General features: G+C 61.3%; 11 protein-coding genes. 4 read left to right on the forward strand and 7 right to left on the reverse strand.

What is annotated here, in order from left to right:
- Positions 1-76: 76 nt before the first annotated feature.
- The 3 genes from VGO04_RS25595 to VGO04_RS25605 all read right to left on the reverse strand — a co-directional run bounded on the left by VGO04_RS25595 (position 77) and on the right by VGO04_RS25605 (position 3,799).
- Positions 77-985 carry an ABC transporter permease subunit gene (locus tag VGO04_RS25595; protein WP_327498770.1) on the reverse strand — a complete coding sequence of 303 codons (909 nt, stop codon included), beginning with the start codon at positions 983-985 and terminating at the stop codon, positions 77-79.
- A 10-nt stretch (positions 986-995) separates the two neighbouring features.
- Positions 996-2,000: an ABC transporter permease subunit gene (locus tag VGO04_RS25600; RefSeq protein WP_327498771.1), complete on the reverse strand. Its 1,005-nt coding sequence runs from the start codon at positions 1,998-2,000 to the stop codon at positions 996-998.
- A 203-nt stretch (positions 2,001-2,203) separates the two neighbouring features.
- On the reverse strand, positions 2,204-3,799 hold the full coding sequence (locus VGO04_RS25605) for an ABC transporter substrate-binding protein (protein WP_327498772.1): 1,596 nt from the start codon (positions 3,797-3,799) through the stop codon (positions 2,204-2,206).
- A 129-nt stretch (positions 3,800-3,928) separates the two neighbouring features.
- Between VGO04_RS25605 and VGO04_RS25610 the strand changes: the two genes are divergently transcribed.
- From VGO04_RS25610 to VGO04_RS25620, 3 genes are all read left to right on the forward strand, one after another.
- A complete protein-coding gene (locus VGO04_RS25610; RefSeq protein WP_327498773.1) occupies positions 3,929-4,255 on the forward strand; it encodes a hypothetical protein in 327 nt (108 codons plus the stop codon).
- Positions 4,256-4,467: 212 nt separating this feature from the next.
- Positions 4,468-5,181 carry a helix-turn-helix transcriptional regulator gene (locus tag VGO04_RS25615; protein ID WP_327498774.1) on the forward strand — a complete coding sequence of 238 codons (714 nt, stop codon included), beginning with the start codon at positions 4,468-4,470 and terminating at the stop codon, positions 5,179-5,181.
- 76 nt (positions 5,182-5,257) lie between these two features.
- A complete protein-coding gene (locus VGO04_RS25620) occupies positions 5,258-5,647 on the forward strand; it encodes a response regulator (protein ID WP_327498775.1) in 390 nt (129 codons plus the stop codon).
- A gap of 25 nt (positions 5,648-5,672) precedes the next feature.
- Here the strand turns inward: VGO04_RS25620 and rirA are convergent, their stop codons facing one another.
- The gene (rirA, locus tag VGO04_RS25625) at positions 5,673-6,137 is read right to left on the reverse strand and encodes an iron-responsive transcriptional regulator RirA (RefSeq protein WP_327498776.1); all 465 of its coding nucleotides are present in this window, start codon (positions 6,135-6,137) and stop codon (positions 5,673-5,675) included.
- A gap of 192 nt (positions 6,138-6,329) precedes the next feature.
- On the opposite strand from rirA, the gene VGO04_RS25630 reads away from it, so the two are divergent.
- Positions 6,330-7,370 carry a Fe(3+) ABC transporter substrate-binding protein gene (locus VGO04_RS25630; protein WP_327498777.1) on the forward strand — a complete coding sequence of 347 codons (1,041 nt, stop codon included), beginning with the start codon at positions 6,330-6,332 and terminating at the stop codon, positions 7,368-7,370.
- An 87-nt stretch (positions 7,371-7,457) separates the two neighbouring features.
- Here the strand turns inward: VGO04_RS25630 and VGO04_RS25635 are convergent, their stop codons facing one another.
- The 3 genes from VGO04_RS25635 to VGO04_RS25645 form a co-directional block, all read right to left on the reverse strand.
- Positions 7,458-8,519 carry a M48 family metallopeptidase gene (locus VGO04_RS25635; protein ID WP_327498778.1) on the reverse strand — a complete coding sequence of 354 codons (1,062 nt, stop codon included), beginning with the start codon at positions 8,517-8,519 and terminating at the stop codon, positions 7,458-7,460.
- Complete coding sequence (locus tag VGO04_RS25640; RefSeq protein WP_327498779.1) at positions 8,509-9,609, reverse strand: YjgN family protein; 1,101 nt, start codon at positions 9,607-9,609, stop codon at positions 8,509-8,511. The genes VGO04_RS25635 and VGO04_RS25640 overlap by 11 nt, the downstream gene beginning before the upstream one ends.
- Before the next feature lie 250 nt (positions 9,610-9,859).
- Positions 9,860-11,356 (reverse strand): CoA-acylating methylmalonate-semialdehyde dehydrogenase, encoded by a 1,497-nt coding sequence (locus VGO04_RS25645; RefSeq protein WP_327498780.1) that lies wholly within the window; start codon positions 11,354-11,356, stop codon positions 9,860-9,862.
- Between the last annotated feature and the right edge of the window lie 85 nt (positions 11,357-11,441).

An 11,441-nucleotide genomic window follows, 5' to 3' on the forward strand; every position in this document is an offset into this window, starting at 1 on the left:
CCGTTGACGGCGCGGAAGGGACCGGAGGCCGTCTGGAATTCGACGACCAGGTTTTCGATTTCGAGAAGCGCCATGATCAGGACCTCTTCAGCTTGGGATCGAGCGCATCGCGCAGGCCGTCACCCATCAGGTTGATCGCCAGCACCGTGATCAGGATCGCGATGCCCGGCAGCGTGACCACCCACCAGTGGCTGCTGATGAACTCGCGCGCTTCGGCGAGCATCGTGCCCCATTCCGGTGTCGGCGGCTGGGCGCCCATGCCGAGGAAGCCGAGGGCAGCCGCGTCGAGGATGGCGCTCGAGAAGGAGAGCGTGGCCTGGACGATCAGCGGTGCCATGCAGTTCGGCAGGATCGTCTTGAACATCAGACGACCGTGGCCGGCGCCGGCAACCTTGGCGGCAACGACATAGTCACGGGTCTTTTCGCTCATGACGGCGGCGCGCGTCAGGCGCACGAAGTGCGGCTGGAAGACGAGCGCGATGGCGATCATGGCGTTGACGAGGCCCGGACCGAGAACGGCCACCAGCACGAGGGCGAGCAGCAGCGACGGGAAGGCGAGAATGATGTCCATCACGCGCATGATGACGGTATCGACCCAGCCACGGAAGTAGCCGGCGATGACGCCGAGCGCGATGCCGCCGACGAGCGACAGCGTCGTAACGATGACGCCGACGAACAGCGAGAAGCGCGTGCCGTAGATCAGACGGGACAGCATGTCGCGGCCGACGGCATCGGTGCCGAGCAGGAAGCCGGCGCGGCCGCCCTCCTGCCAGACCGGCGGGATCAGAACCGCGTCGCGGTACTGCGCCACCGGATCATGCGGAGCGACCCACGGTGCAAAGATCGCGAGCAGAACGAGGAACAGGAAGAACACGAGGCCGATAACGGCGCCACGGTTCTCGGAGAAGTAATACCAGAACTCGGCCAGACGCGCCCGGCGGGACGGATCGGTCGAAACGGTGCTTGTTGCAGCAGCTTGAGACATGACGCCCTCCTTAGTGCCGGATGCGCGGATTGATGAGACCGTAGAGCAGGTCGACGATCAGGTTGACCAGCATGATCACCGCAGCGATGACCAGAAGACCGCCCTGGATGACGGCATAGTCGCGGCGCGATACCGAATCCACCATCCACTTGCCGATGCCCGGCCAGGAGAAGATCGTTTCGGTGAGGATCGCACCGGCAAGCATGACGCCCACCTGCAGACCGATGGTGGTGACAACCGGGATCATCGCATTGCGCAGCGCATGGACGCCGACGACCCGGAAGGTCGAAAGGCCCTTGGCGCGTGCCGTGCGCACATAGTCTTCGGAGAGAACCTCAAGCATCGCCGAGCGCGTCTGGCGCGCGATGACCGCAAGCGGAATGGTTCCGAGCACGATCGTCGGCAGGATCAGATGGCTGACCGCCGACTTGAAAGCACCGGCCTGACCGGACAGCAGCGAGTCGATCAGCATGAAGCCGGTGACCGGCGGGAAGAAGTACATCAGCGAGATGCGGCCCGAGACCGGCGTCCACTGCAGCATGCCGGAGACCAGCATGATCAACAGCAGGCCCCACCAGAAGATCGGCATGGAGAAGCCGACGAGTGCCGTGCCCATCATCGCCTGATCGACGGCCGAGCCGCGCTTGATCGCCGCGATCACGCCGGCGGGAATGCCGAGGATGACCGCAAACAGGATCGCGCAGAGCGAAAGCTCGACGGTCGCCGGGAACAGATCGAAGAACTGGTCGAGAACCGGCTTCTTGGTCACGATCGACGTGCCGAAATCGCCGTGGAGCACGCCCCAGAGATAATCGAGGTACTGGACCACGATCGGCCGGTCGAAACCAAGCGCATGTGAAATTTCGGCATGTCGCTCCGGCGACATGACGCGCTCGCCCGAAAGCAGCGCCACCGGATCGCCCGGAAGCAGGCGGATGAAGGAGAAGGCGATGATGGAGACCCCGATGAATGTCGGAATCAGAACTGCCAGTCGCCCCAAGAGAAATCGGAACATGTTAAACCCCGCGCCATGTTGCCGCGGCATTGTATCCCGCCGCTGGCACCACTGCATGCTTTCCCACTTAACGGCCAAGCATGCAGCAAGTCGAAATGCCACAGCGACCTTGTGTGCTCCAGCTGGAGTTCGGGTCGCTATAGTGGATGCAAAGAGGGGCGCTTGCCCTTGGCAAACGCCCCCTTAAGGATCAGTTAACTAAATTACTCGGTGATGTCCACGCCGTCGAAGGCAAAATCGCCGAGCGGGCTCTGAACGAAGCCTTCGACATTCTTGCGCATCGGCACGACCGAGAGCGAGTGGTCGATCGTCGCCCAGGGTGCTTCGCGCTTGAAGACAGCCTGAGCTTCTTCGTAGAGCTTGGTGCGTTCGGCGATATCAGAGGTTTCCTTCGCCTTCTTCACGAGGGCGTCGAATTCCTGGTTGCACCACTGTGCACGGTTGTTACCGCCAACAGCGTTGCAGCCGAGCAGCGTGTCGAGGAAGTTGTCCGGGTCGCCGTTGTCGCCGGTCCAGCCGAGGATGACGGCACCGTCACGATCCTTGGCCTTGGACTTGTCGAGGTATTCGGCCCATTCGTAGGACACGATCTCGACCTTGACGCCGATCTTGGCGAAGTCCGACTGCATCAGTTCAGCTGCACGACGAGCGTTCAGCATGTACGGACGCGATACCGGCATCGCCCAGAGCTTCATCGACAAGTCCTTGACGCCTGCGTCTTCAAGCATCTTCTTGGCAACTTCTGGCTCGTAGGTATCGTCTTCGAGCTTGTCGTTGTAGGACCACATTGTCGGCGGGATCGGGTTGACGGCCGGCTGGGCAGCGCCCTGGAAGACGGCGTCGACGATTGCCTGCTTGTTGATCGCCTTGTTCAGCGCCTTGCGGACTTCCGGCTTGTCAAACGGAGCCTGGGTCGTGTTGTAGGCGAGGTAGGAGACGTTCAGGCCTGCCTGTTCCATGACCTTCAGGTTCGGGTCAGCCTTCATCTTTGCAACGTCGGCAGCGTTCGGGAACGGCATCAGGTGGCATTCGCCAGCCTGCAGCTTCTGGTAACGGACCGAAGCGTCCGAGGTGATCGCGAAGACGAGGTCGTCGATCTTCTGCTTGCCACCCCAATAGTCCGGGTTTGCCTTGTAGCGGATGACGGCGTCCTGCTGGTAGGCGACGAAAGCGAACGGACCGGTGCCGAGCGGCATCTGGTTCATCTGTTCCATCTTGCCGTCAGCCTGCAGCTTGTCGGCGTATTCCTTCGACAGGATCGAAGCGAACGGCATCGCGATGTTGGCGAGGAACGGAGCTTCCTTGCGCGTCAGGGTGAACTTGACCGTCAGGTCGTCAACCTTCTCGACCGACTTGATGACTTCCGGGAAGCCCATGCCGGCGGCATATTCCCACGACGTGCCGGCGATGTACTTGTTCCAGGGGTTGTCAGCCTTCAGCTGGCGCTCATAGGAGAACACCACGTCGTCTGCGGTGAGCTCGCGGGTCGGCGTGAAGAACTCGGTCGTCTGGAACTTGACGCCCGGACGCAGCTTGAACGTGTAGACGAGACCGTCGTCGGAAATCGTCCAGCTCTCAGCAAGGCCCGGCTCGACTTCGGTCGTGCCCTTCTTGAACTCGAGCAGACGGTTGTAGACCGTGTGCGCAGCCGCGTCGAACGTCGTGCCGGCGGTGTACAGGCCCGGGTCAAAACCCTCTGGCGAACCTTCCGAGCAATAGACGAACGTCTTCGACCAGGCAGAGCCGGCCATCAGCGTGGCAAGCGCCGTCGCTGCAAACAGAGTAGTGAGCTTTTTCATGAGCTTTGCTTCCCAGATTTGTTTTTGTTCTCGTGTTTTCCTGACGCGGAATGCCGTTGCCCCCCGGTCAAGGCCGGATGGAACGACATTTGGCGTCGCAATGCAATAAGTAGCCACAGAAATTTGTCTATGCGAAAAATTCGCCCGCAGGTAGAGCAGCGACATCTGTCCACTGTTTTAGAATCGGCTGACAAATCGGCGTCGCGCAACGCCCTTTTGCAACGGCTTCACAACCGCTTTGCTGACCTGGCGCGCCTGCGCGCCGCCCTTGTCTTGCTGTCGTCACGACAGGCTCTGCGCAGCCCTATTCTAGCGCGAATGCCCGGCTCGCGAAACAGCAACGCGCCCGGCCATGCGGCGCGATCGATCCGCACGCAGGCTTGCGATTCGGTCGTCGCCGTCTTCCGTCAATCCCAAGATAGTATGGTAGAAATCCCCAGCAGGATTGTGCAATAAAATGTATACAAATCTCGGGGGAGACAATCGACGTGCCAATATGTCCTTGGGAGGGACTGACAGCCGCTTCTTGCAGCGCCTCGTCTTTCGGCGGGCCAGCCGGGGGATGGGCATGACGCCCGCTGTCAGCAAGACCGGCCACGCATTTTGCCGATTGATCGCTGCGGCGCGCGGGATAGACTGCCGCACGACGATAAGGGGATAGCCATTCCGTGGCGGCTTTGCTCGAAAACCATAGGCGGTACGATCTTCGCGACGAACTCGAGAAAGCGCTGAACCGCGTCGACTTCTTCCGCATATTCCACACGATGGCATTACGGTTCGGTTTCAGCCATTTCGGCATTCTCCAGCTCGGCAGCGAGAACGACGCGTGCATGCTCTCGTCACGGCTGGCCTTGCATGATCTCCCGTCGGGACTTGCCGAGGAATACGACAAGCGCCATCGCTTCGGCGACAGCCAGTTCTACAAGACGCTGCACCGATCGGCGATTTCGTCGGTTTGGCGGGCCGAGGATCCAGGCTGCGATACCGGCCAAAACCTGCTGGTGCAGCTCGGTTTCGAACTGCTCGTCAGCGTACCGGTGCACGCTGCTGCCACCGGCGCACGCTACGCAGTGCTCTTTCTCGGCGATGGCGAGGATATCGGTCGTGCCGAGCATGTCGGGCTTGCCTATGACGCGATCTGTGCGTTCGACTATTTCTATCGGGTCGGCCTGGCCAACAAGGCGGGCCTGGGGCTCACGCCAAGAGAAACCGAAATTCTCAAGTGGATCTCGCATGGCAAGACGGCGAGCGAGATCGCCCTCATCGTATCCGTGTCCGAGCACACGGTGAACTCGCACACGGCAACGATCCTGAAGAAGCTCGACGTCGTCAACCGCACCCAGATGGTGGCCAAGGCGATCCGAGAGCAGATCATCCAATGACAGCCGATGCGCGGCTTTGCTCAAGCCTTGCCGCGCCCAACGAACAGGACCCTCGCAATCAGCAAGAGCATCGGTCATGACGCGAAAAGCCCACATCCTGCTTGTTGACGACGATCCGGCGGAAAACCTGATCCTGCGCGCACTGATCCGCAAGGTCAGCAATGTCGACATCCAGCTGCATTATTGCCAGACGATGGAAGGGGCGTTGGCGTTCCTGAGCTCAGGCCAGCCGGTGTCGATGATCTTGCTCGACAACCGCCTCAAGCCGCAGGTCGATTTTCGCGAGACGGTGCCGGCGCTCCGGCTCCATGGCTATATCGGACCGATCGGGGTGATCTCAGCGTCGCTCGCCGAGCCCTATTTTCAGAAACTGGAAGAATACGGCGCCGATTTCCGCATCGACAAGGCGGAAATAGACCCGACCGCAATCGACTTCATCCTGCGAGAGTACCTTCCACGGGAATGAAATCTGGCAGCAGCCTGTGAGGAATTCAGGCGGCCGTCGTCTGCGGGCGCTTCGTCTCTTCGAGGCCGAGCAGGAAATTGATCTGCGGGCGCGCCTTGACCAGGTCGTCGATCGTATAGCCCTGGAGCACCTCGAAGAACGCGTTCAACGCCTTGCGCAGCGCCGAATTGAGGCCACAGCTGTCGACGAGCGGGCATTCGATCTCACCCGCCTCGAAGCATTCCGCCATCGCGAAACTGTCTTCGGTCACTTTGACGACGTCAAACAGCGTAATGGCCGATGCGGGCTTCGGCAGACGAACGCCGCCGTTGCGGCCGCGCACGGTTTCGACGAGGCCAGCCTTGGTCAGCGGCTGCAAGATCTTGAACAGAAACAACTCAGAAACGCCATAGGCCCTGGCGATTTCGGGAATGCGGCTGAGCTTTTCGCCGTTGGCGGCGCAATACATCAACATGCGAACGGCGTAGTTCGTTTGTTTCGTCAGACGCATCATTCACTCCGGCATCGAGAGGTTCACGAACTCTTCATATAGGACGGATCGTAGTTTGGAACAATTCCAAAAACCGAAAAGATCACTTCTTCTTGAGCGTTTACGGTTACCCGATTGACTGTTTGCAGTGCTGCCGTCAAGAAAGATGAGCATTTTTGTTAACTTAGCTCAAACAAGAAAATGGAGGAAGCGATGTCCGTTTCAAGAGCAGCAATGGGCGTTCTGTCCCTGACGGCAACCCTCTTCGCCTCGACCGCCGCCTGGGCTGACGGTGAGGTCAACATCTACTCCTACCGGCAGCCAGACCTGATCAAGCCGCTGCTCGACGCCTTCACCAAGGACACCGGCATCACCACCAATGTGCTGTTCCTCGACAAGGGCCTCGTCGAGCGCATCCAGGCCGAAGGCGCCAACTCGCCGGCCGACGTGATCCTCACTGTCGACATCAGCCGCCTGACCGAAGCCAAGGACGCGGGCGTCACCCAGCCTGTCGTCAACGAGACGATCAACAAGGACATCCCGGCACACTTCCGTGACCCTGAGGGCAACTGGTTCGGCCTCACCACCCGCGGCCGCGTCGTCTACGCGTCCAAGGACCGCGTCACTGAAAACGACATCACCTATGAAGAGCTCGCCGATCCGAAGTGGAAGGGCAAGATCTGCACGCGTGACGGCCAGCACTCCTACAACATCGGCCTGTTCGCCTCGATGATCGCCCACCACGGCGAAGCCGAGACCGAGAAGTGGCTGACCGGCCTCAAGAACAATCTCGCCAAGAAGCCCGACGGCGGCGACCGCGACCAGGCCAAGGCGATCCTTGCCGGCGAATGCGATCTTGCGCTCGGCAACACCTATTATGTCGGTCTGATGATGACCAACGAGAAGGAACCGGTGCAGAAGGAATGGGCAGCCGCCATCAAGGTGCTGTTCCCGAACGCCAAGGACCGCGGCACGCACGTCAACATCTCGGGCATGGCGCTTGCCAAGAATTCCCCGAACAAGGACAACGCGCTGAAGCTGATGGAATTCCTGTCGGAAGGCGAAGCCCAGAAGATCTACGCCGAGCAGGTGTTCGAGTATCCGGTTCTGCCGGGCGCTGAACCGTCCGACGTCGTGAAGTCCTTTGGCCCGATCAAGCCGGACGAACTGCCGCTCGCAGACATCGCGGCGAACCGCAAGAAGGCCTCGGAACTGGTCGACAAGGTCGGCTACAACGACGGTCCGCAGGACTGATCGCACGCCACTTTCAAGGTGCAGACAGCGGGCCGAAGGCCCGCTGTTTTCGTTTCTGGGGCACCAGGTGCGAAGGAAGCTGCAGGATCACTGCGCCTTGGCGCTGAGTTCGGCCGCGTAATCGAGGATCGCCTTGCGCCGCTCGGGCGTGCCGGGATGGGTCGACAGAATGCTGGTGTCACCGTGATCGTCGAGCTTGTCTTCCAGCAGGTCGAAGAACCGGGCGATCGCCGCCGGATCCCTGCCCGCCTTCAGCATCAGCTCGACGGAGTGCCGGTCGGCAGCACTTTCAGCACCGCGTGAATAGGACAGCGAAACCAGACCTGCACCCTGAACAAGCACGTCTTCGGCACCGGACCCGATGTCGCCGCCGATCATCATGATCAGCCCAGCGACGCCGGCTGCACGATAGACCTGCCGAAGACTGTGCTTCAGTTCGACGTGACCGATCTCGTGCGCCAGCACGCCGACGATCATTTCCGTGTCGTCGCCGGCAAGGTCCACGAGTTCGTCGGTGACGATCAGGGTGCCATCCGGCAAGGCGAAGGCATTGGGGCCGACCACGCCGCCCTTGCGGAAGTTGAGCGTGTATCCGGCCTCGCCGCGACTGGAGGCGTTGGCGATCGACCGGAAGCCTTCACGGATCCTGCCCTGCCGCTCTGCCGTCAGCTGCGTTTGATCAAGGATGCCACTGTCCAGCGCTTTCAGGGCGCTCGCCGACATGATCTGCGGGACGACCGGGGGCGTTACCATGACCGCAACTTCGACCAATGCCGGAACCGCAAAGCGATACACGGCCCAGCCGAGCGCTATCGTCGCGGCGACCACGAGGATGAGGCGCGGCCGAAAGCGTTCCAGCTGGTGTATGAAGCCGTGGACCACGTTGCCGCGTTCCGTCAGCAACCGATCGATAGCGTCGTTGTCGGTCGTCTCGAAAAGTGATCCGTCCGGGAACTCGACCCGCCGCGGGATCGAGCCGACACGCGCGGCGATGTCGAGCTGCCCGAAATCCGCTGCCGCGAGATTGGCGCGCGTCTCGTCTTGCGCGGCAATCTGCCCGCCGGATTCCACAAGCCGCGAAGGCACCGACCGGCTCGAACCGGGCGGATGCCATTCTCCCAAGGCAATTGGCGCGCGGTCAGAAACCAAAATCGAAACCTTCGAATTCGATGAATTCTGCGCCGACTGCCGAACCTTGCTGTTCGAGCTCGCTGACGAGGATGCCGACCGATCCGGCGACCAGTACGCTGGTATGTTCCCAGGTATAGCGCGCCATTCGCACCGCGGCCCAGGGCCGCATGAGGCCGAGCGTCAGGATCGTGACGAGCAGGTTGGAAATCGCGATCCAGGTGTAGCGCCCCCGAGACAGGCCACTGAGGAACCGATGCTTTTCATCGAAGCGCGTTGCGCTCCAGACTGCATTGCGCACGGCAGCGCGATAAAACAGCATGGCGGTACCGTAGACGAGCAGCACGATGACGTAGCTGCTGCCCGCAAGAAGCCACAGGAGCGAGACTTGCACCGTATCGTCCAGGCTGCTCGCGGCCGGGGAAGTCGCTCGAAACGTGCCCATGATGATCGCCGCTGCGACGACCCCCACCACGATGCCGAAGAGGGCGCCGATGAGCAGCCCGCGATAGAGCGGCGCAAGTGGCGGATCCGTGTAAAAAGCCTTGCCGCCAAAACGCAGGTTCGAGCCGACGTAGCGACCGGTCCAGCGGCTGGCGAGTGGAGCCAAGAGGCCAAGCGAAATGATGGTCAACAGGCCACCGAGGATAAACGCCTTGAAGGCGCCGCCGACGCCCCCAACGAAGTCGAAGCGGACGTTGCGATAGCTCGTCACGCGCGCATTGAACCGCAGACCCCTGACAACCAGCCAGGGTAGAGCGACGATGACGGCGAGCGTCGGCAGCAGCGCCAATATCGGCACGAGGGTGGCGATGATGTTCAGGACGACCAACCCGCCAAGGACGATGAGCCGCCCGATCAGGATCTGCTTGCCTTTGGCATGGTATTCAAATCCACGGTCGAGGAGAACGGTGTTTCCATAAAAGTATCTGTTGCGGCGCACTTTCGCCCAGGCGGAATAGATGCCGAGCGTGACGATCGTCAGAAGCACGTTCACAATCCAGATCCCGAAATACTCCTTGCCGCTTCCCATGAACGAGAAGCGGTGAAAATCGCTCGACACATCCCGCGCCGGCACTTCCTCAAACGACGTCGCTTCAGCTACGACCATGGAATTCCCCCTCGATCCATCCCATACGGCAGCAGCCCAAAAATCCGCCGCCGCGCGTCAAATACACAAGATCATGCATGACTGGCTTGGTGTGCCCCCGCCCACCGGTTGCCAGAAACAACGTTTGCGCTGCGATCCATATTCGCGCCGCCCCTCTGCGATTCCCACACTAGTTGTGCCGCGCTCCCGAATGCAACAAAAAAGGGCCTCCCGAAGGAGGCCCTGAGGCGGGAGGATATCGTATCCCGTATTACTTCATCGTCGGCATGACGAATTCGGCACCGTCCTTGATGCCCGAAGGCCAGCGCTCGGTGATCGTCTTCGTGCGGGTCCAGAACTTGATCGAGTCCGGACCGTGCTGGTTGAGGTCGCCGAAGGACGAGGACTTCCAGCCGCCGAAGGAATGGTAGGCGAGCGGAACCGGGATCGGCACGTTGACGCCGACCATGCCGATGTTGATGCGCGAAGCGAAGTCACGGGCAGCGTCGCCGTCGCGGGTGTAGATCGCGACGCCGTTGCCGTATTCGTGCTTCATCGGCAGATCGAGGGCTTCTTCGTAGTTCTTGGCGCGGACGACCGAGAGAACCGGTCCGAAGATTTCCGTCTTGTAGATGTCCATGTCGGGCGTGACGTTGTCGAACAGGCAGCCGCCGATGAAGTGGCCCTGCTCATAGCCCTGGAGCTTGAAGTCGCGGCCGTCGACGACGAGCTTGGCGCCCTGCTCGACACCGCTGTCGATCAGGCTTCTGATGCGCTGCTCGGCTTCCTTGGTGACGACAGGCCCCATGTCGGCCTTCTCGTCGGTGTAGGGGCCGATGCGCAGGCTCTCGACCATCGGGGTCAGCTTTGCGATCAGGCGGTTGGCAGTGTCCTCACCGACCGGGACGGCAACCGAGATCGCCATGCAGCGCTCGCCGGCCGAGCCGTAGCCGGCGCCCATCAGGGCGTTGGCGGCCTGGTCCATGTCGGCGTCGGGCATGATGATCATGTGGTTCTTGGCGCCGCCGAAGCACTGGGCGCGCTTGCCGTTCATCGCCGCGGTACCGTAGACGTAGCGGGCGATCGGGGTCGAGCCGACGAACGATACCGCGGAGATATCCGGGTGGGTCAGGATCGCATCGACCGCGCCCTTGTCGCCGTTGACGACGTTGAGGATGCCTGCCGGCAGGCCTGCCTCGATCATCAGTTCGGCCAGGCGGATCGGAACGGACGGGTCACGCTCGGACGGCTTCAGGATGAAGGCGTTGCCGCAGGCGATTGCCGGCGCGAACATCCACATCGGGATCATCGCCGGGAAGTTGAACGGGGTGATGCCCGCGCCGATGCCGACGGCCTGGCGGATCGAGTACATGTCGATGCCGGGGCCGGCACCTTCGGTGAACTCGCTCTTCTGCAGATGCGGAATGCCGATGACGAACTCGCAGACTTCCAGGCCGCGGATGAGGTCACCCTTGGCGTCTTCGATCGTCTTGCCGTGCTCGCGCGACAGGATCTCGGCAAGTTCGTTCATGTGCGCGTTCAGGAGTTCGACGAACTTCATGAAGACACGGGCGCGGCGCTGTGGGTTGGTGGCTGCCCACTTCGGCTGTGCTGCCTTGGCGCTTTCAACGGCTGCTGCCAGTTCCGCGTCGCTTGCGAGCGCCACGGTGCCCTGCACTTCGCCGGTTGCCGGGTTGAAGATGTTGCTGACGCGGCCGCTCTTGCCGGCGACGCGCTTGCCATCGATGAAATGACCCAGTTCGTACATGAATGGTTCCTCCAGACCTTGATTGTGGCGGCATGATCGCACTACGATTTCAACAAATCAATTTCCGATATTCAGCAACCGTTGT

The organism is Ensifer sp., from assembly GCF_035999185.1.
Taxonomy (GTDB): Bacteria; Pseudomonadota; Alphaproteobacteria; order Rhizobiales; family Rhizobiaceae; genus Ensifer.